This is a genomic window from Rheinheimera sp., from assembly GCF_036568245.1.
GTDB lineage: Bacteria > Pseudomonadota > Gammaproteobacteria > Enterobacterales > Alteromonadaceae > Alishewanella.
The window spans coordinates 1-21,262 of the sequence record NZ_DATCSY010000109.1 but is presented as its reverse complement, the minus strand read 5'-3'; the positions used below and the strand labels follow the sequence as shown (position 1 = coordinate 21,262).

Annotated in this window: 19 protein-coding genes; 3 read left to right on the top strand and 16 right to left on the bottom strand. The window is 49.0% G+C overall.

What is annotated here, in order from left to right; genetic code table 11:
* Both VIN66_RS04890 and VIN66_RS04885 read right to left on the bottom strand, forming a co-directional pair.
* On the bottom strand, window positions 1-390 hold a 390-nt coding region (locus VIN66_RS04890; RefSeq protein WP_331922951.1), incomplete at its 3' end, for an MFS transporter.
* A gap of 76 nt (window positions 391-466) precedes the next feature.
* Window positions 467-994 (bottom strand): gluconokinase, GntK/IdnK-type, encoded by a 528-nt coding sequence (locus VIN66_RS04885; protein ID WP_331922950.1) that lies wholly within the window; start codon window positions 992-994, stop codon window positions 467-469.
* Between the two features lie 125 nt (window positions 995-1,119).
* Here VIN66_RS04885 and VIN66_RS04880 point away from each other — a divergent pair, with 125 nt between their 5' ends.
* The gene (locus tag VIN66_RS04880) at window positions 1,120-2,121 is read left to right on the top strand and encodes a LacI family DNA-binding transcriptional regulator (protein WP_331922949.1); all 1,002 of its coding nucleotides are present in this window, start codon (window positions 1,120-1,122) and stop codon (window positions 2,119-2,121) included.
* 63 nt (window positions 2,122-2,184) lie between these two features.
* Here the strand turns inward: VIN66_RS04880 and VIN66_RS04875 are convergent, their stop codons facing one another.
* Both VIN66_RS04875 and VIN66_RS04870 read right to left on the bottom strand, forming a co-directional pair.
* Window positions 2,185-4,635, bottom strand: a complete 2,451-nt coding sequence (locus tag VIN66_RS04875; RefSeq protein WP_331922948.1) for a TonB-dependent receptor — start codon at window positions 4,633-4,635, stop codon at window positions 2,185-2,187.
* A gap of 251 nt (window positions 4,636-4,886) precedes the next feature.
* Complete coding sequence (locus tag VIN66_RS04870) at window positions 4,887-6,620, bottom strand: alpha/beta hydrolase (RefSeq protein ID WP_331922947.1); 1,734 nt, start codon at window positions 6,618-6,620, stop codon at window positions 4,887-4,889.
* Between the two features lie 86 nt (window positions 6,621-6,706).
* On the opposite strand from VIN66_RS04870, the gene VIN66_RS04865 reads away from it, so the two are divergent.
* A complete protein-coding gene (locus tag VIN66_RS04865) occupies window positions 6,707-7,642 on the top strand; it encodes a diguanylate cyclase (RefSeq protein WP_331922946.1) in 936 nt (311 codons plus the stop codon).
* Here VIN66_RS04865 and miaE read toward each other — a convergent pair.
* Window positions 7,639-8,412: a tRNA isopentenyl-2-thiomethyl-A-37 hydroxylase MiaE gene (gene miaE / locus VIN66_RS04860; RefSeq protein ID WP_331922945.1), complete on the bottom strand. Its 774-nt coding sequence runs from the start codon at window positions 8,410-8,412 to the stop codon at window positions 7,639-7,641. The genes VIN66_RS04865 and miaE overlap by 4 nt on opposite strands.
* 194 nt (window positions 8,413-8,606) lie before the next feature.
* On the opposite strand from miaE, the gene VIN66_RS04855 reads away from it, so the two are divergent.
* Entirely contained in the window at window positions 8,607-9,206 is a 600-nt protein-coding gene (locus VIN66_RS04855; protein WP_331922944.1) for a Yip1 family protein, read from the top strand.
* Between the two features lie 49 nt (window positions 9,207-9,255).
* Here VIN66_RS04855 and purF read toward each other — a convergent pair whose 3' ends face one another.
* From purF to VIN66_RS04800, 11 genes are all read right to left on the bottom strand, one after another.
* The gene (gene purF / locus VIN66_RS04850; RefSeq protein WP_331922943.1) at window positions 9,256-10,767 is read right to left on the bottom strand and encodes an amidophosphoribosyltransferase; all 1,512 of its coding nucleotides are present in this window, start codon (window positions 10,765-10,767) and stop codon (window positions 9,256-9,258) included.
* A 20-nt stretch (window positions 10,768-10,787) separates the two neighbouring features.
* Window positions 10,788-11,276: a CvpA family protein gene (locus VIN66_RS04845; RefSeq protein WP_331922942.1), complete on the bottom strand. Its 489-nt coding sequence runs from the start codon at window positions 11,274-11,276 to the stop codon at window positions 10,788-10,790.
* 59 nt (window positions 11,277-11,335) lie between these two features.
* Complete coding sequence (locus VIN66_RS04840) at window positions 11,336-11,938, bottom strand: SPOR domain-containing protein (RefSeq protein ID WP_331922941.1); 603 nt, start codon at window positions 11,936-11,938, stop codon at window positions 11,336-11,338.
* Window positions 11,935-13,212 carry a bifunctional tetrahydrofolate synthase/dihydrofolate synthase gene (gene folC, locus VIN66_RS04835; RefSeq protein ID WP_331922940.1) on the bottom strand — a complete coding sequence of 426 codons (1,278 nt, stop codon included), beginning with the start codon at window positions 13,210-13,212 and terminating at the stop codon, window positions 11,935-11,937. The genes VIN66_RS04840 and folC overlap by 4 nt, the downstream gene beginning before the upstream one ends.
* Window positions 13,213-13,219: 7 nt before the next feature.
* Window positions 13,220-14,095: an acetyl-CoA carboxylase, carboxyltransferase subunit beta gene (gene accD, locus VIN66_RS04830; RefSeq protein WP_331922939.1), complete on the bottom strand. Its 876-nt coding sequence runs from the start codon at window positions 14,093-14,095 to the stop codon at window positions 13,220-13,222.
* Window positions 14,096-14,234: 139 nt separating this feature from the next.
* The gene (gene truA / locus VIN66_RS04825) at window positions 14,235-15,020 is read right to left on the bottom strand and encodes a tRNA pseudouridine(38-40) synthase TruA (protein WP_331922938.1); all 786 of its coding nucleotides are present in this window, start codon (window positions 15,018-15,020) and stop codon (window positions 14,235-14,237) included.
* A 71-nt stretch (window positions 15,021-15,091) separates the two neighbouring features.
* Window positions 15,092-17,626: a FimV/HubP family polar landmark protein gene (locus VIN66_RS04820; RefSeq protein ID WP_331922937.1), complete on the bottom strand. Its 2,535-nt coding sequence runs from the start codon at window positions 17,624-17,626 to the stop codon at window positions 15,092-15,094.
* Between the two features lie 239 nt (window positions 17,627-17,865).
* Entirely contained in the window at window positions 17,866-18,885 is a 1,020-nt protein-coding gene (locus tag VIN66_RS04815; protein WP_331922936.1) for an aspartate-semialdehyde dehydrogenase, read from the bottom strand.
* 14 nt (window positions 18,886-18,899) lie between these two features.
* Window positions 18,900-20,021, bottom strand: a complete 1,122-nt coding sequence (locus VIN66_RS04810; RefSeq protein WP_331922935.1) for a 4-phosphoerythronate dehydrogenase — start codon at window positions 20,019-20,021, stop codon at window positions 18,900-18,902.
* 101 nt (window positions 20,022-20,122) lie between these two features.
* Window positions 20,123-20,923, bottom strand: coding sequence for a DUF4198 domain-containing protein (locus VIN66_RS04805; protein WP_331922934.1), 801 nt, complete (start codon window positions 20,921-20,923; stop codon window positions 20,123-20,125).
* Window positions 20,924-20,963: 40 nt separating this feature from the next.
* The coding region (locus VIN66_RS04800; protein WP_331922933.1) for a DUF2271 domain-containing protein at window positions 20,964-21,262 on the bottom strand (299 nt) is incomplete at its 5' end.

Sequence of the window (21,262 nt, the reverse complement as noted above, 5' to 3'; positions counted from 1 at the left end):
AGTGTAGATCAGCATCATCAGGGTGTAAGTTGCATAGGCCCAAATAAGCTTACCGCCCTCGCTGATATCAGGTGTGCTGTAGGTCAGCACACCCGCCGCAGCCATCGGCAGTGCCAGCCATAAAATGTAGGGCCGGAACTTACCGAAACGGCTTTTTGTCCTGTCAGCAATGGCGCCCATCAACGGGTCAGTAAAAGCATCGACAATTTTTGTCACCAGCATCATAGTGCCGGCGGCAGCGGCCGAGATACCAAACACATCCGTATAAAAAATCAGTAAAAAGGCTGAGATATTTGCCCAGTAAAAGTTAAAACCAATATCACCGACACCGTAGGCAACTTTTTCACGAAAACTAATACTGCCTGTTGCAGCTGTGTTGTGTTTATTCACCCTGTCTGTCTCTTTTTAGTCGTTAGAATAATGGTGATAGCATGCTTAGGATGCTAAAAATGATATCGCTACCACTTTAGCATTCACTCAGCTGCCGGCAAATCTGTGCCAGGATCTGCGCTGTACTGTCAGCGATATCAATGTAGTGCACATCTGTTTCGTGCTCCGGGCTTTGCATAGTATCAAGCTGGCTTCGCAGCATAGTGGCCGGCATAAAGTGGTTCTGCCTGGCTTTAAGCCTTTGTAACAACAGACTCTCGTCACCGTATAAGTAAAAAAACTGTGCCGGGCTGCCGGCAGTTCTGATGCGCTGACGCTGACGGGCTATCAGCCCGGAATAGCTCAGCACGCAGCTTTTTTGCTGTTGCTGGCACAACGATAACTGCTGACACAGCCGGTCAATCCAGCTTTCACGCAGCGCGTCAGTCAATGGAATACCGGCCGCCATCATGGCTTTGGCTTCAGCGCTGTGAAAATCATCACCTTCCAGATAAACATAGCCAAGCGTGTCAGACAATAAGCTGGCGATGGTAGATTTACCACTACCGGCCACTCCCATAATAATAATAGAACGGCATTGCTGTGCTAAAGGCGTGACAGGCATCGTGCTATTTTGCTCCAGTCGTATTTACAGAGACTGCTAGCTTAAATGACGAAAAATGATTGCGCAACCATTTTGACTGAAATGGCGCAATACAGTATTGTTTGTGAAAAAAATAAGATTACGCTATGAGCAGAAAACCCAATTTAAAAGATGTTGCCAAAGTTGCCGGCGTCAGTGCTATTACAGTATCAAGAGTACTGACTGACCCGACCAAAGTGTCTGACAAGTTGCGCAATAAGGTAGAGCAAGCGGTACGGGAAACCGGCTATATCCGTAACCATGCGGCCAGCGCACTGGCTTCATCACGCTCTGGGGTTATCGCCGTTATCATCCCGTCGTTGTCCAACATAGTGTTTAATGAAGTGCTACAAGGCATTTATCAGACCGCCCGGCCAAATAATTTGCAGGTAGTGCTGGGCGATTGCCACTATTCACCGTTGGAAGAGGAAAAGCTGATAGCAACCTTACTGGGGCAATCGCCGGAGGGCATTATTCTGACCGGTGCAGCGCAAACTGACTACGCCCGTAAATTGTTAGAGCGTGCCGACATTCCAGTGGTGCAGCTGATGGAACTGACGGAGCAGCCGATAGATATGAATATCGGTTTTTCGCACTTTCACGCCGGCTACGATATGACAAAACATCTGTTGCAGCGCGGCTATCGCGCACCGGGCTTTATTGGTGCCAGAATGGATCCGCGTACCCAGCAGCGCCTGGCCGGTTTCAGGCAGGCGATAGCTGACTGGCCGCAACCTTGCCAAAGCTTTATTCAGACCACAACACAGCCCTCTTCCGCGCGGCTTGGCGGTCAGCTGTTACAAGCGCTGATTGCAGAATCGGCCGGTAAGTGTGATGCGGTATTTTGCTGTAATGATGATTTGGCGCTCGGCGCCTTATTTGAAGCTCAGAAGATGAATCTGGCGGTACCCGGCGATATCGCAATCTGTGGTTTTAATGATCTGGAATCATCCTCTTTAGTGAACCCGTCCATTACTTCGGTTGCCTCTGCCCGGTTTGACATGGGCAAACAGGCGGTAGAAATGCTGCTGGCGGCAGCGGGCAAACCGCGTAAATCGATAGCGCCGATTGATGTTGGTTACCAGATAATAACCCGCCGCTCGACTTGAAGCCTTTAGTTACAGATAGGAAAAAGCCCTGCACTGCAGGGCTTTTTAATTAGCCGTTAAGCCTTAGTCGAAGCGTACTTTCAGGCGCATGCCTAAAGTACGTGGCGCCTGCCACATATAGTTTGGCACCGGGTTGCTATTCCAGCGGCCCTGATCACTCTTGATCTCTTCATCGGTGATATTATTGACAAAGGCCTCAAGGCTCCAGCTACCTTCTGACGGCTCATAAGTCAGGCTGGCATCCCATTTAGCGTACGCATCCTGTCTGTCGATATCAGCCGCATAAGGTAAACCTCTGAATCCTTCTGGCCGGTCGCCACGGTTTGCCGGATCAAACCAGATCTCTGATGAGTAGCTCATCCGTACCTTAGGTTTTAACGTTGCACCATTACTCAGTTCAAAGAAGTGAGCATAATTCAGTGACAGGCTAAACTCGGGTGCCTGCACCAAATGGTTACCACTGAAATCAAGCAGGTTTGGTAATGCCGGATTACCCGCTGACGGGTTAAAGGCGATACCATCAGCACCGTAGCTTGAGTCTGTGGTAAAAAACTCATCATACTTCGCATCGAGATAAGACATTGAGCCGCTCAGTTCACCATTTTGACCAACCAGCCATTTTGCTTCCAGTTCCAGACCATTAATCGTCGCTTTACCAGCGTTAGTCTTACGCAGCAGATCGGCACCAGTTTCGGTCAGTACATTACTGGTCACCTGTAAATCGGTGTATTCGGTGGTGAAAAGTGCGGCAAATACTTGCAGCGTATTATCCAGGAAGCTGCCTTTAAGGCCCAGTTCAATACTGGTATTTTCTTCCGGAGCAACATAAGCATTGGTGCCCGATGCCTCGTTATTATTGGCTGCAATAATGGCATCCAAATCAGCTTGAGTGAACGGACCATCACCGGTGTAGCGGTTACCATCCTGGATGGTGCCGGATTTAAAGCCGGTAGCATAAGAGGCATACAGCATCACATCAGGGGTAAAATCCCACTCCAGGCGCGCCATGCCTGTCGTCTTATCCCAGCTTGGGCTGGTATCGTTGTAGGTATCTACCCAGCACTGTCCTGGCTGTACCAAAAACTTGTTTGGCGCCAGGCCGTTTAATAAGCCATCCGGGTCGAGCAAACCAACATAATCGCTGTTAAGTGGCAGGTTTTCAGTGCGTTTTACATCCGGGCACATGATGTTGCGGCCGCCTTTATCCCAGCGCTCATCTTCGGTATAACGCAGCCCTACGCTCAGACGAAACTCATCCGTTACCTTATAAGTACTTTGTGCATAGATACTGTTTGATTTTAAACCGCGATCCGGCTGACGGTAAGTTGACCACAGATTCGGATTAGGTGTGTTGCCGCCTTCATAGTCAACGTCAGGGTGTACTATGTCAAAGTGAGTACTATTGTTCTCTTTAAAGTAAAAATACCCCACCATCCACTGCAGGCGGGCACTGTCTTCGTTTTTAATTTGCAATTCGTGCTGCGTGGCTTCATGCGTACACTCGACGCAGCCGCCCCATTCGTATTTAGTTGGGCTCCAGCTTCTGTCCCATACCGATTCGCGGGAAGAATCGGTGTAGCCACCGATGTACGAAACTGTAATGCCGCTGTCAAAGTTGTAATTAAGGCGGGTTCTGAAACTGTCGATAACAAAATCGTTGAAACCAGGCTCCTGGATATATGCTGACCGCGATGAGCCGCCTGTTACAGTAGGGATTTGGCCGGTGCCCTGGTCATTAAAATTCTCGTATGATAGAAACCAGTCAAAATTGTCTGTCGGTTGCCAGAACGCACTGATACGCGTGGCTGACAAATCTGTTGCGCCGTATTTATCACCCATGGCAGAGCCCGGCGCCATATCAACATAACCTTCAGATTTATCCATAGCCGCTGCAACACGGATAGCGAATGTATCACTCAGTGGCAGGTTCACCATAGCGCGGGTAGCACGGCGATCGTAATTGCCGACAGTGATTTCCGCATTGGCTTCAAAATAGTCCAGTTTCGGTTTGGCAGTGTGTAAATTGACGACGCCGCCTGTGGCGTTACGACCAAACAAGGTACCTTGTGGCCCACGCAGGATTTCAGCCCCTTCCAGGTCAAACATCAGCGCTGAGGCGCCCTGAGAGCGTGCGGAGTAAATACCATCAACGTGGAATGCCACTGCCGGGTCACCACTTTCAGTTTGATCGGATGAACCGATACCACGCACATATACCATAGGGGTGTTCTGTGTGCCGTTCTGCGCAATGTGTAAACTGGGCACTATGCCCTGTAAGTCATCCAGCTGCAGTACATGGTTATCATCGAGCGCGTTCTGATCAAAGGCGGTGACCGCCAGTGGCGTTTCCCGGATTGTGGTCACACGCTTTGTCGCACTGACCTGAATAACTTCTATCGCACGGCTGTTTTCAGTTGTAGCTTCGCTTGTCTGGGCCTGGGCGTTAATACCACAGGCAGCCAGAATGGCCAGGCTGGTATAAAGAGAGCTTTTCTTTAGTTTTAATATAGGCACTGTGTCTGTCCTTCCCGTTGTCTGAAATGTGCTGGCATTATGCTGCCATCTCTTAATGACTTATTATGTTTGCGCAACCAGCAAGCCTGATCGCTAAAAGCGGCATACCCAACACGAACACTGCAAGTAATGCGCTACTTTATTGCGCCGCATTGTCACACAAAGCAAAATGATTGCGCAACCATTTATTGCTCAAAAATTTGTCAATCCATGTGATAGCAGGAGAACACAGCACAACTGTGCAGAGGTCGCTAGGGCTTAGTAGTAACAGCCTGGAGGGATAGCAAACGGGTAATAAACTGTATGGCCTGCTCAGACTGATAAGAATTATGCGCAGATTGCACAACCAGTTCATCTGTCGCCTGCGCCAAGTGCGCACTGGCGTAAGGCACGACAGTGTCATCCTGCAGCTCACAGTTTTTAACGACAGTACACTGCGCTAATCTGGCGTTGCCGATAACCGAATATACCGGCACGCTGAAAGGCAACTCATTTAACGCCTGGGTAAGAGGATGACGGGGTGACAGTACATCTACACTATTTGGCCCGCCACCGCGCATATAGCTTCGCATCGCTGGCTTAATATCTTCTCGTGTTAATGCCAGCCACATATTACCAAACACTTTCTTAATTGCTCTGGGCAGCGTAATCAGCGCTGACGCCAGCCGGCCGAGCCAGCCATCAGCCGTTTCTGCGCCGCGATGAGGCGTATCAAGAAATACCGCTGTTTTTACATAAGGCCGCGCACTGAATATAAAAATGTCCCGTAACGTTTGACGCGTAGCATCATCTACCGGCAGATCTGATGGTGTTTTATAAAAAGTGCGATCCCAAAGCTCGTTACCGCTACTTTGTACAAAGGTTTTACTGATAATACCGCCCATGCTGTGTCCTATCAGCACCATATTATTTGCCGCCAGCGCCTGCATATCGGGGGAAATATGTTTTAACAACTCATCGGTGCGCTGCCTTAGCCGCATGGCATTAAAAAATGGCGGCGGGCCTGATGGATAAAAGGCGTGCCATACCTGATAACGGGCTGCCAGTTTTGGATCCGACAAAATAGCCCAGCTTAACCGGCGCCAGATCAAAGGGCTGGAATTGAGCCCGTGGATCATCAATATCGGTACCTTGTCCTGCCGCAATGGCTCGATAGCATAAATACCAAGTTTATCTTCAACTTTATCGGCATTAAATAACCCGGACTGCTCGAGCTTATCAACAACTGCAACTTCTACCAGGCACAGATAAGCAGCAGCCGGGTCGTAATTAAGTGCATAGTGATTGCGGCCAAATGTCCAGCCAGTGTGCAGGCTGTGACCTGCTAACGGCGCGACTGCACGCAGTGTTAGCACCGGTAATACAGGATCCGAGAAGTCCAGGGCGACAGGCAATAAAGTCAGCGGACGGAAAATGCCCTCAGGCGGATAATAGCGGTCTTGTTCTGTACCATGATTTGCTCGCTGCCCGACGACGCTTATGCCGACACCACTGTCCTGCGGGCGCTGGATAAAAGGGTCATAAGCCTTCAGATCGGCACTGATAAACAGCTGTTCAAACGCCATATTGTTTTCATCGGTGTCCAACTCCAGCTTCAACACCAGATTCAGCGGCCGGGTATCCGTTTTTGCTATCGCCGCGCGCGCTAACGGCATCAGTGCCCGATTATAGTATGCAATGGCCTGTTGCTGCTGTTCTGCAGTAAGCGTCTGCACCAGCCAACGTTCTGCGCAGCTTAGCTGCAGTAGAAATAACTGGTAGCCCGTGGTCTGCTGATTTGTCAGCTGCTGGCAATATTCTGCGATAGCATGGTCAGCCACCCGCTCCAGAGCAATATACTGGTACGCGAGAAACCCATTGATGGCTTCGGTCTGTACCGGTGCTGCCTGCTGCCAGTAAATATATCTACCCTGGCTGCAGGCCTGACAAGTCATCGCTAAGACTAATACGGCCAGCCACCGCCACCCGCCCTGTTCCCGCCGCATTGAAACTCCTGCAATTTTTTTCAAAAACTTAGCCTAACTCCACTATGCTTAGCACTATAGCACTGTTATCTGTCAGATTTTGTTGTATGGAAAACTCATTTAAATACTATGCAGAAAAGTTAGCAGCCTTTGCAGACGTCAGCCGTGATGGCTATGCGATATTCACCGCTGAAGACAAATTACTCTGTGCGAACCGTGCTTTTATGGATGTGTTTTTTGTTGATGAAGCCAAACTTATCGGCCAGTACTTCAGCGACATTATGCGTAGTGCATTTCATACCAGCAAAGGCCCACGGATTGACGCCGATAATATAGAAGCCTGGCTAAGCCGGGTACAACAGCTACGACGCTCACGTGATTTCAGGTTGTTTGAAGTGGACTTAATTGATGGCCGCTGGTTTTTGTTCTCTGAGCAAACCATGCCCGACGGTGAAATGCTGTTACAAACCAAAGACATCACTAAACAGAAAATCGTGGAGCAACATTTAAATGAACATGCCCGCCGTCTGACAGATCTGGCCTTAACGGATGAGCTGACTCAGATCGCCAACCGACGCAGTTTTGTTGCGTCAGTGCAATCCGAAATAACCCGCTGCAGCCGGCAACAATGTGCAATGGCTTTTTTCCTGCTGGACATCGATCACTTTAAAACTATCAATGATACATATGGCCATCAGGCCGGTGATGCAGTGCTGCGCCAGCTCGCTGCCCTGGTAAAACGAACACTGCGTGAATACGACATTTTCGGCCGTATTGGCGGGGAAGAATTTGGGGTTTTTCTGGCGCAAACCAGCCGGGAAACAGCCGAAGATGTGGCTGAACGTCTGCGCCAGTTGATTGCAAACGAGACGTTCTACATTGACGGGCGGGAGCTTCACATTACCTTGTCCATTGGCATTGCGCTGGCCAGAGATAAAACCAGCTTTGAGCAGCTATATGCCGATGCAGATGCCGCGTTATATCAGGCTAAACGAAGTGGCCGCAATTGCGTTATCGTTGCGGAGTACTGCGTTATTCTTTAGTTCGCAGCAACCGGCACGCCGCTGTGAAATTTAAAATCATCATCTACAGACATAACAAGCTCTGCTTCTTGTTGTGCGAAAAATCCTATACGTGATTGAATGTTTTCATCGGCAATGTCCTGCGCCAATGCCAGATAATCCTGATAATGTCTTGCCTCTGAACGCAGTAACGAAATATAAAATTCGCCAATACGCGGCGGTAATAACGGCGCCAGTTTGGCAAAACGTTCACAGGAACGCGCTTCAATAAAAGCACCGCAAATCAGCTTATCTACCAACGCCGCCGGTTCAAAAGTCCGGACATGACGCAACAGACCTTTTGCATAGCGACTGGAGGTAATCTTCTGATAAACAATACCGTGCTGCTGCATAACCTCCAGTACCTGATAAAAGTGATGCAACTCTTCTTTAATCAGTAGCACCATTTTATCAATCAAATCCTGCGCATACTGAGAGCTGGCTTTGGGCAACATCGACTTTTTTAAGCTCAGAGCAGCCAGCTCGTGCCAGTCGCCTTGCTGACGGTAAGTGAAGTCTTCATAGGGCTTCAGCCATTGCAACAATGCCTCGCCACTTTGTTCATCAACCGCATAGCGGCGAATAAGGTACATCGCAGATTGTGCCGCTTTTAACTCACAAATCAGATGATCGTGCAAAAGCACTGACAAGCTCTCTGGCTTTACTGCCTGTTTTAGCCAACTGTCGGGCGTAGCACAGCATAAAAACTGTTGCACCGGATAAATTAGCTGTTGGATCTCTGCACTTAACATCTGACAACCTGCTTTAAAAGATGCGGTGCATTATAGCGGATAGCTTCACTGGCACCAAGTAACAGCAAGGGTTATAAGGTCGTGGTCAAATTTTCAGCAACAAGCTTGACGAAGTTCATTATATTGGTCATAACTGATACAACGGTGACATAAAGTAACCGGGTAGTTCAGACGTAGTGACAAGGATAATAATTATGATATTGAATCACTTATGGGGACTGTATGCACATCCGAAAGAAGAATGGCATACGATAGATGCAAGACATGAAAGTTTTCGTTACAGCTTAATCCACATACTACTGGTTGCGCTTATACCGTCAGTATGTGCCTACTATTCTGCAGTCTATCTTGGCTGGAGCATAGGTGCTGGTGAGCGCATTCTGTTAACACACGACAGTGCGGTAATGATGTCTGCCGCCATGTACGTTGCGTTAATTGGTGGTGTGTTCGCTTTGGCTTTACTTGCTCACTGGATGGCACATACGTTCGGTGCAGAACCTACCTACACACAAACTCTGGAACTGGCAGCTTATACCTCCACGCCCCTTTTTATGGTGGGTTTCGCCGGTTTGTATCCTGAATTGTGGGTTGTCATGACCGTCGGTTTGATAGGTTTGGCTTACTCTGTGTATTTACTTTACGTCGGTGTACCTATTCTGATGCATATACCAGAAGAACGTGGCTTTATCTATGCCAGCTCTGTTGTCACTTGTGGCCTGGTACTGTTGGTATGTATTCTGACTGCGACAGCAATTTTATGGAGCTCAGGCTTCGGTCCGACATTCACGCATTAAGCAGCTAGCGGTAATAAAAAAGGGAGCCTTAGCTCCCTTTTTATATAGGTTAACCTTCGTTATAGGTTTCCAGATTCGTTGCCATAGCAGCACCCAGCTTCGCTTTTGCGTCATCGCTACGCATCTGGTCAAGCCGGTTCAGATAATCCTGGTCGATATCGTTGGTGACATAGTTGCCATCAAACACGGATGTTTCAAAACGCTTAATCTCTGGGTTTGCCAGCCGAACAGCTTCAATCAGATCCGGTAATGACTGAAAAATTAAGCCGTCTGCCCCGATGATGTCGCAAATACTTTCAACATCATGACCGTGAGCAATTAACTCGTTGGCAGATGGCATATCGATACCGTACACGTTGGGGAACCGGATCTCAGGAGCAGCTGAGGCAAAGTATACTTTTTTTGCCCCGGCTTCACGGGCCATATCGATGATTTGCTTCGACGTTGTACCGCGAACAATGGAATCATCAACCAGCAGTACATTCTTATCTTTAAACTCTTGCTTAATGGCATTGAGTTTACGCTTTACTGATTTTTTCCGCGCTTCCTGCCCCGGCATAATGAAAGTGCGGCCAATGTAGCGGTTCTTCACGTAACCCTGCCGGTAGGGTAATCCCAGCTCCGTTGCAATTTGCAGTGCCGCATCATTGCTGGTTTCAGGAATAGGGATCACCACATCGATGTCCAGATGCGCCCATTCGCGCTTAATTTTCTGCCCCAGCATAGTACCCATGGCTACGCGAGAGGCGTATACCGAAATGTTATCAATAGTAGAATCAGGGCGGGCAAAGTATACATATTCGAAAATACACGGTGTATAACTTGGGTTTTCTGCGCACTGAAAACTATGCAATTCGCCCTGCTCAGTAATATACACAGCCTCGCCAGGTGATACATCACGTAATACAGTAAAGCCGTCTGTATCCAGTGCCACGCTCTCAGATGCCACCATATACTCGGTGCCAAGTTCAGTTTCACGTTTACCCATTACCAGCGGGCGGATACCATTCGGATCACGAAACGCCAGCAGGCCATGCCCAATGATCAGTGCAACAACCGCATAACCACCTTTCACTTTACGGTGCACATTAGCCACCGCACGGAAAATATGCTCTGGTTGTAACTCCATTACGCCACTGTTATGCAGCTCATGCGCCAACACATTAAGCAGTACTTCAGAATCTGACGTCGTATTGACATGACGTCTGGCCACGCGAAATATATCTTCTTTCAGCACATGAGAGTTTGTCAGGTTGCCGTTATGTGCCAAAGCGATACCAAAAGGGCTGTTCACATAAAATGGTTGTGCTTCAGCGGTGCTGGACGACCCTGCCGTAGGATAACGTACGTGGCCAATACCAATATTGCCAGCCAGGCGCTGCATATGACGCGCTTCAAATACGTCTTTTACCAGACCATTTGCTTTACGTAGACGCAGGGTGTTGTTATCAACGGTAACAATACCGGCAGCATCCTGACCGCGATGCTGTAGCACTGTTAAACCATCGTAAAGTGCTTGATTAACCGGATATTTTCCAACAATACCAACAATACCACACATGGATTTTTTCCTCGCCAGCGTTAAGGCTTTTGCATAAAACTGGAATGGTTCTGCAAGTACTCGAAGAACCATTCGATGATAAAACCAAATTCAGGGACCAACACAGAATTCTGCCACCAGTCTGCCGATGCAGCCGGGGTAAAAGCATCCATAAAGAATAGAATAGCGCTAACAACCAAAACGCCGCGCAACGCGCCGAATACCAGACCTAACAGACGATCGGTGCCGGACAAGCCGGTAGATTGCACCAGCTTACTAACAACAAAATTAATCAGAGCGCCCAGAACCAGGCTGCAGATAAACAAAATCGCAATAGCGGAAGCGTTGCGCAGGGTTTCGTCCTGCATAGAAGTAAATAAACCTGCCAGATGCGGGTAATATTGGCTGGCAATAAAAAATGCCAGGATCCAGACCGCCAGCGATATCGCCTCTTTAACAAAGCCACGCACAAGGCTGATAACAGCCGATAACGCTATGATTGCCAGAATGGCAAAATCAACCCAGACCATTTGCTACCAAAGGTTGCTTGATGACGGCGCGCATTCTATCAAACTGAGCGCCTGATTGGCTATCTATTTTCTGTAGGCTGGTAATTCATCACGGAGAGTCGTTCGATACCTGTTAACTGCTGCAGTTTAGGCAGCTGTTGTTCCAGTTTCTCCTTACGTAGCTCCGGGCCAACCAGCACACTGGTCAAGCGAACACCGTCAGAACTGGTAATATTACGGGTAAAAGTAACAAAGCCCGCCTGACGCAGCTTCGCCACTAACGCGTTGGCGTTTTGCTCTTTACTAAAAGACCCCACCCGTACTACCCAACCCGCCTGAGACAAAGCGGCGTTAGTCTGAGGTTGTGCCTTTTTCTCTGCAACTGGCGCCGTTACCTGGGCATACTGCTGGGCAGGCAACTCTTCTGTCGCGCCATTGTCCCCGGCATCCAATGGTTGTTCATCCACTGGCTGAGCGGTTATTTCCGCTTCAGCTTCACTAAATACCTCAGGCTCCCGCACTTGTTGCTGCTGTACCCCCTGAAATTCAGGCCGGTTAGGGATCACCTTAAAATCATCTTTTACTACCTGCTTCTCACCATCCAGCAAATCTGGCAGGAAAATAATACCAGCCATAACCAGTATCGCAGTTCCCAGTAACCGATGTTTAAATGCGGGTGTCACTTTGCCTCCAGATGGTCAGCCAATACGGCAGACACGGTGAAAAAAGAACCAAACACAACTAATAACTCGTCCGGCTGTAAATTAGCACGAATAGCACGATATGCTTGTTGCACATCATTATACAGCTGAGCCCCCGTCAGAGCACCGGCAAGTGCGTCCGCCAGTTGCTGAGCCGACGCGCCTCTTGCGCCACTCAGGCTTACAAGATGCCATTGATTAAACAATGGCGTCAAGGGTAACAGAGTTTGTTGAATATCCTTATCTTTTAACATACCACACAATGCATAGATCTGCCGGTACTGCGGTTTTAGTTTGCGTAACTGCTCTGCCAGATAACCTGCTGACTGGGGGTTATGTGCCACATCAGCTATAATTGCCGGCTGCTGTTGCAGCCATTGCATACGCCCGGGTAAGGTTACTCCTGCCAGCACAGCAGACAAGTCCGATGGCTGCGGCAGCAGATTAAGGATTTCCAGTACCGCCAGAGCACAAGCGGCATTCTGTACCGGCATAGCAGGTAAGGGTAACTGGCTGTAGGATACAATGTCGCTGTGCCAGTACCAGCTGTTAGCCTCTTCACCATAGCGGTAATGCTTGGTTACCTGTTTCACGTTACAGTTCAACCGGTCTGCCTGTTTAAGCACCGAAGCCGGTGGATTCAGTTCGCCGATAACAATTGGTTGGCCCTGTCTGAAAATACCCGCCTTTTCAAAGCCAATACTTTCTCTGTCATTACCCAGCCAGTCCTGATGATCTAAATCGACGGTTGTAATAACACTGATATCAGGGCTGATAATATTGGTTGCATCTAAGCGCCCACCCAGCCCCACCTCAATCAGGCAGAAGTCTGGTTGCTTAAGCTGCAAAATCCTAAATGCGACCAGCGTCGTGAACTCAAAATAGGTCAGGCCGATATCACCGCGTAACTGTTCGACAAACGCAAAGGCATCTACCCAGTCAGCATCAGACAAGTCAGTATTATCGACACGCAAACGCTCGTTGAAATGTAACAGATGCGGTGAACTGTAAACACCAACGGTGTACCCCTGCGCCAGCAACAGCTGTTCCAAAGCCCGCGCCGTAGTGCCTTTACCATTAGTGCCACCAATCAGAATACTTTTACCGGGCAAGCTCTGCAAACCAGCGCGGCTGGCAACGCTTTGCACACGCTCTAAGCCCAGTTCAATTTGATGTACAGGATGGCTTTGCTCAATATAACAAAGCCAATCGTCCAGGGTCTGGCACGATTGGCTGGCTGGTGTAGCTACAGACATGGATCCCTTAAGCGGCGTCGTGCTCCGACACCGGAGCAGGCAGCTGCATAAACTTAGCAACTAATCGCGCAATTGTATCGCGCATTTTGCGCCGGTCAACAATCATATCGATAGCACCATGTTCGAGCAAAAATTCACTGCGCTGGAAACCTTCAGGTAACTTCTCGCGCACGGTTTGCTCTATTACCCGCGGGCCGGCAAATCCAATCAGCGCTTTAGGCTCACCAATATTGATATCGCCCAGCATAGCCAAACTGGCAGATACACCACCCATCGTCGGGTCCGTCAATACGGAGATATAAGGTAGGCCCTGCTCACTCATTTTTGCCAAAGCGGCACTGGTCTTTGCCATCTGCATCAGAGAAAACAGTGCTTCCTGCATCCGAGCACCGCCACTGGCAGAGAAACAAACGAAGGGCACTTTATGTTGCAAAGCATGTTCTACCCCAGCAACAAATTTGGCACCAACTACCGATGCCATTGAGCCGCCCATAAATTCGAATTCAAATGCAGCTGCAACAATCGGCATACCTTTTAAGGTGCCATGCATCACGACCATGGCATCTTTCTCATTGGTATCTTTTTGCGCAGCAGCGATGCGGTCTTTGTAGCGTTTACTGTCTTTAAACTTCAACAGATCCTGCGGTTCCAGCTCTGCAGCCAGCTCTTTTAGCGCTCCGCTATCCAGGAAACTGGTCAGCCGGGCACGGGCGGATACCCGCATATGATGATCGCACTTGGGGCAAACACCCAGGTTACGGTCTAAATCTGCTTTATATAACACAGCCTCGCACGAAGTACATTTTGTCCAGACACCTTCCGGGATATTTCGACGCGCGGAAGAAGAGGATGTTCTGGGCAGGATCTTTTCTAACCAACTCATATATATGTCCTATTGCTGACAACACCGCCGGCGGCCATGTTGTAAAAACGTTAAATAACGCCGAAATTCAGTAAACCGGCGCTATTAAAGCACAAAACCCCATATATCGAATATAGAAAACTGGTCTTAGTAGTAACCATCAGCGCGTTAAGAACAGCGGTCCGGGCTCGGTCTTAGGTATACCAAAATGGTCCGGATAATCAACATCCACCAGATACAAGCCACCCGGTTTGGCTGTTGCTGCAGCTAAATTTCGGTTTTTCGCAGCCAGTAACTCAGCAATCCACTCCGGTGGCCGGTTTTTCATGCCGACTTCAAGTAGACTGCCGGTGATGTTACGCACCATATGGTGCAAAAATGCGTTAGCTTTGATATCCAGCACAATATAATCGCCGCGACGCTGAATAGTTAAATGGTGCACGTTACGAAACGGGCTGTGCGACTGACACTGCATCGCACGAAATGAGCTGAAATCCTGCTCACCGAGCAAATAAGGCGCAGCTTGTTGCATCAGCTCAATATCCAGCGTCTGATGGTAGTGACTAAGCCCGGTACGCAAAATAGCCGGCCGGTATCTGTGGTTGTATATGATGTAACGGTAGCGCCTTGCGGTAGCGCTGAAACGGGCATGAAAATCATCGGCGACAGAGGTCGCCCAGCGCACGGCCACTGCGTCAGGTAACTGAGCATTAGTGCCCATTACCCAGGCTTTATTATCACGCACCGCGGTCGTATCAAAATGCACTACCTGCCCTGTAGCATGCACTCCGGCATCAGTCCGGCCAGCACAAAACAGTTCAACCGGCTGGTTAGCCACTTTCGATAAAGCAGTTTCCAGCTCCTGCTGCACGCTGTTTACTTCACGCTGGCGCTGCCAACCATAAAATGCTGAACCGTCATATTCGATACCCAGTGCAATGCGCATGCCGTCCCCTCTTGATAAAACGGCGGCGATTATAACGCAAGCCTGAGTTTATTGCAGCGCATCCAGTAATCTTACTCTCTGAGACTCTGTGCTTCCGTTTTGACATTGTCCGGCGCGTCCGACGCCAGAATATCGTCCAGCAGTAAATCGGCACTTTCGCGATCATCAATCTCGATGTAGGCTCTGACTAAATCAAGTTTCGCTGAATAGCCATTGTCCTCGCTGTCGACATCCCTTCTTTCATGCTCGCCGATGATATCAGCATAGTCTTCTAAACCAACATCCACATTCAGCTGGGCAAACCGTTCCGGGTCCTGTTCCTGAAGTTCTGCATTCGCCAGCAAACTGTCTATTTCGACAAAGTCTTCGTCGCCAAAATCAAAGCTATCATCATGCCCGGCGCTGCTGGTTACCACATCATTGATTTGGTTCTCAGCGGGTTCGGCCTCATCCAGATTATCAGCCATAGCTTCGAGCTCAGACATCAGCGAGTCAAACTGGGTATCCGGTATCGGATCCAACTCAGGTTCCGCTCCGGCAGACAACTCATCTTCGACAGATAAAAGATCTTCATCCGACAGCTCATCTGGCTCGGTCAGCAAAAGCTCTGGCGCTAAATCATCAGCCAGAGACAGCATAGCCGCTGCGTCCTGTGCATCCTCGGCGTCAAGCTCAAGCTGTGGATACTGGTCTAATATTTTACTTGGATTTTCAACAGACAGTGCAGCATCACTCGGCTGGCTCACAGAGGCATCATCTGAAGTGGTAAGATCCAACGACGTCAGCATATTATCGGGCTCTTCCGGCTCGGTAACATCCAGCAATTCATCCGGACTACTGTCATCCTCGTCACTGGCATCAAGGTCAGCAATGCTATCTGCCGCAGTCTCGCTAATGCCATGCTGATCGTTGTCGGTTAACGTGTCCTGGACCTGATCAAGCAGCTCAGCCAGCTCTGCACTTAGCAGCGCTTCCTCACTGTTATCAATGTCATCAGCGCCTGTAAGCGATGTCAGATCATCACTTTCAGCTACCAGACTTTCAGCAAACTCTTCCAGTTCAGAACTGTCGAAGCTTTCCATACCGGCGGTCACGTCTGAGTCGCTGCTATCTGTAACATCGTCTTCACCAGTTTTACTAACCTCAGCATCTGCCGGTTCTTGTACCAACGCCATGCCAGAAAGCGCCTGGCTCAATTGTTGGCCCTGAGTCTGCTCCTGAGCTACGGCAGGTTCATCAGGCTCGTCCAAGTCAATTTCTTCAATCAGCTCATCAACGTCAAACTCATCCGGCAATACCGGCTCCTCAAACGGGTCAGCATCTGTGGTTGTGTTCTGGATCGTGGCGCTTTGTTCCGCCAACACCTCCGCCTCGCTGTTGTCATCGTCATCGGCCAGTTCTATTACAACGTCATCATCATCTTCGGCTGCCAGTAGCGCAGATAAATCGGTATCCGATAAAATATTGTCCGGGTCAAATGCATCTTCAGGCTCTGATGCCGCCGGGGTGTCTGAGCGCTCGTCAGATGGTAACAGGCTGTCATCTTCAAAAGATAAGGCGTCATCGAACGCTTGCAGCTCGTCGCTAAGATCTGAGTCTGCTAATTCCGGGCTCGCGCTAAAGGCATCCTCCAGCAACGCATCATCAATCTCAAACAGGCTCTCATCCAGTTCGTTGTTATCATCCAGTGGTGGCAGAGGTGACTGATAAGATGGATCCGCCATCGGCTCTGTAGTAGCCGCATGGATAACTTCTTCTGTCTGACGACTGCGTTTTCTCACCCACAGCAGAATACCAAATAGCACCAGTAACGCAGGGATACAGGCAGCCAAGACCCAGGCGACAGGGTTCTTCAACCATTGCTGCCAATCTATGCCCTCTGCAGCCTGAGCTTCCTGCTCAGCTTTTGCCTGTAATAACTCGGATTGCTGAGCAAGTAGTTGAGATATTTGCTGCTGTAACTCACTGTCTTCACCAAGCTGCGACTTAATAAGCGCCAGCTCTTGCTCTACCTTGCCCAGACTGTTTTTCAGTTGCAGATTCTCAGCGACGATAGCTTCAACCTGCTGCATAGAGTCAGCAAACTGGCTGCGTAGACTATCCAGTTCCATGCGTTGCTGCTGATCAATCCGTGCCAGCTCCTGCTGCAGTTTTTGCGCGTTGTCGTCTGTTGCTGGCACGGGCTTATCCGTTGCTGCGGCCGTTTGTCTGGCAGCGGCATTTTTTTGCCGTGTCGCCCACTCTTTATCATCGCGTTCTGATTTATCTCTGGCGATGTTCAGCTCAACCTGCTGAATCTCCTGCAAACTTGGTAAGACCAACACCGCGCCTGGCCGCAGATGGTTAAGATTGTTGTCCAGAAAAGCATCCGGGTTTTTCAGATACAGCGCATACATCACCTGATAAAGGCTGATATTGCCCTCTGGTTTAATGCGTTCTGCTACACGCCACAGCGTATCTGAAGGACTAAGTGGGCCAATCGTTAATGGAGCCGGAGGCGCATCTGTACTGCGAGGACCACGAATTTTTGTTGTTCTTTCCTGCGCCAGCGCAAATGACGAAAAATTGACAAGCACGGTAATAATGAGAACAAATAACACTGGCATTAAAAGCTTCCTACCCCAATTTAGGCGCATAGATATATAAGTTGTCGGCAGTAACAGGTACTGGCTTTAATTATGTTGCAAACAATGTTCCAACTTTAAATGCCTGTTCACTGATCGGAAATATAATGCACTGACACCATTATGACTAGTTTTTCTGACTCGGGGTAAACTGATAACAGATGGCATGCCACGCAGATAAGCAGAAAAAAACAAGGCTCCTTAGTGGAGCCTTGTTTGTTTTACAGATAGTCGCGGATCAGGTGCTCCGCAATCTGAATACTGTTAGTTGCAGCACCTTTTCGTATGTTATCGGCAACCACCCACAGGTTTATACCATTCTCGTGTGATAAATCCTGCCGGATGCGGCCAACGAAAACCTCATCTTTACCTGCAGCACTGCACACCTGGGTTGGGAAATCTGCGTTGTTTTCCAGTAATACAACGCCAGGCGCATCAGACAATAAAGCTTTAACCTGCTCGACGCTGATTGGCATACGGGTTTCTATATGCACGGCTTCAGCATGACCAAAAAACACTGGCACCCTCACTGCGGTGGCGTTGACAGCAATACTGTCATCACCGAAGATTTTCTGCGTTTCCCAGTGCATCTTCATCTCTTCTTTGGTGTAACCATTGTCGAGAAACACATCAATTTGCGGGATCACGTTAAAAGCTATCTGACGGGCGAACTTGCCCTCGCTTTCAATTGGCCGGCCGTTCATCAGTTGCGCCGCTTCGTGAGCCAGTGCTTCAACTGCATCCTGACCAGCGCCACTGACTGACTGGTAAGTGGCCACATTGATACGACTGATGCCAACAGCATCATGAATCGGTTTAAGTGCTACCAGCATCTGGATAGTTGAGCAATTTGGGTTAGCGATGATATTGCGGTTTCGGTAGTCTGCAATAGCATGCGCATTAACTTCTGGCACGACCAATGGAATATCATGCTCGTAGCGGTAATGTGATGTGTTGTCTATCACAACACAGCCAGCCTCTGCGGCCTTGGGTGCATATATTGCTGAAACGCTGCCACCGGCTGAAAATAAACCAATTTGTGCTTGAGACCAGTCAAAGGTTTCAGCATCAATAACTTTGATTTTTTTGCCTTTAAACGTCACGGTACCGCCAGCCGAGCGGCTGCTGGCAAGCGGGAACAATTCAGCGACCGGAAAATCGCGTTGTTCCAGGATTTCAATTAAATGTTGTCCAACTAACCCTGTTGCACCTAAAACGGCAACATTATATTGCGAAGCCATGACTGTTCCTCTAATTATTGAGCTAGGCCAAAACCTAATTGCAGCAAATAGTCGGGTACGCTATTGCCACACAATTGTAACGAGCTGAACTCGCGCCGCGCGGGATAGCTTTTGCGCAATCTGTCAAACCCTTGTTCAGCTAAATGTTGACGCAAGATAGCATCGTCACGTCGCACATCATATAACAGTCTTGCCAGATTTTGGACATCTGGAAGCCCAAATTTTGCACTAATTTGTACTTTTTCCATTGCTGGTATCGGCAACAGCTTATTTAGCTGCTGTTTAGCAGCAATTCCCTGTAGCTGACAGTACTGCTGGTACAGCATTTCTGTGCCTCTGGCTTTACCTTCAACACTGTGTCCGGCAATGTGCACTGTAGCAATATCGGTATAAGGCAATAAAGCCGTCATAATATCCGGCTCGTTTTCCCAGACATCAAGCACTACAGGGCGTCTTGCTCGGGCCGCTACAACATCGTCCAGCAGTGCCTGGTTGTCGAAAATGGCACCGCGGGCGGCATTTATCAGCGCACAGTCCGGTTTTAAACCCGCCAGTGTTTCTTTGTTTAGCATATGCCTTGTTGGCCAGCGCCCGCCTGACATTAACGGCGTATGAAAACTGATAATATCGGCTTCCTGACACAGCTGCTCGAAGCTGGTATGCGAAAAACTGCTTTCCTGTTCAGCCCTTAGCGGATCGCATAGCAACACATTAATATTCATTGCTTGCAGCGCACTGGCCAAACGTGAGCCGATATTACCTACGCCAACAATACCCACGGTTTTGTCGGTCAAACGCCACTGATACTTGTCAGCTAAACACCACAGACTACTGAGGACATATTCGGTGACGGATTGCGCATTGCAACCGGGAGCGCTGACAAAGGGGATATTACGCTGTGTTAGGTACTGCTGATCGACGTGATCAGTACCAATGGTTGCAGTCCCAACAAAACGCAACCTGCTGTTAAGAGCCAACAGCGCAGCATCAACACAGGTGACAGAGCGTACCAGTAAAATATCTGCATCTTTTAGCTGCTCAGCGGTAACAGTGCGGCCATTAAATAAATGAACGTCACCCAGCTCAGCAAAAAATTGCTGCACTAACGGCATATTCTCATCGGCAAAAATTTGCATTCGGCCTTCCTGTTTACAAAGTCAGAAACTGGCGGCAGTGTAACAAATAGCACAAAGCCAGCCTAATGTATCAGGCTGGCTTTGGAAGAAAAAACTTGTCGTTAAGGCAAGGCGACTTCGAAGGTATAAGTAATCGACTCTCTGACCTTGTCGGCCAGTGCGTTTACGCTATCTGCGGAATAAGAAGCCTCTATCAGGTAGCGACCTGCTTGCTCCGGGGTGAAGTTAAAGCTGCCATCTGCCGCGGTCTCAAATTCAATCCGGCCTGCTTCATTACGATATAACTCACCAGCATAAGACAATACGCCTTTTACACCCGCCTGAGGTTTACCGTCCAGATTGAACACAAAGGCTAAATCCTCACCGGCAACTGCGTCTGCCGGGTGTGTTGTGCTGCTCAGCTCAAGTCCTTCGCCACGAACTTTAACGACAGTATCTGTTGGCCCATTTACTGTGACATAGGCAAAATTGCGGCTGCGGATCTGCACCGTCTCTACGTTGGTTGCACCCTGCGGTAACTGAGCTGTGCGCTCCTGCTTATTTGCCATCAACCGCTTGCGCTCGCCATTAAGTTCGTAGCTGGTAAAAAATCGCAGCGGATTGGCCAGTTCAACGCGATAAGTACCATCACCGCCAAGTTGCACATCGGCCATTGATTTACGCTTGCCCTGATACACATCGGTAACCGGCTTAACGCTGCCGTCCGGCAGATACAACTTCAGTGCGTTTAAACCTATGCCTTTATCCGGCACGAAGGTCATATTTGCTGCAGAAGCGTCTACAGCAATCCAGCTGTCAGGCTTAGACAACACATAATGACTTGGTAACACCCATAAGGTATGGGCACTCAGACTGCTGCTGATAAGCAGCGACGATAAAAGCAAAGCAGATTTTTTAAACATAGTAAGCCCTTGTTATCATTATTTATTTTAATCAGAACGATTAGAGTAAACGTGCCGTAATATCACCCAGCTCGCCGTCCGCCGCAATTTCGATAACAGCGCCCTTGGCTGGCAATATGAATTCGTGCTTCACCAGACTGCGGCCACCTTGCTCACGGGCAGCTTCTATCAGCAATTGATACTGGCCTGAGCCGAGTGGTTGACCTTGATCATCTTTGCCGTCCCACTGAAGGGTGTAAGTTCCCGGTTTTTGCGTTGCACCGCTTACAGCATCAACCAAAGCCGTATTGCTGCGGCCGATCTTACGCCAGAACCGGCGTAAATCTTTCAACCAGTCAG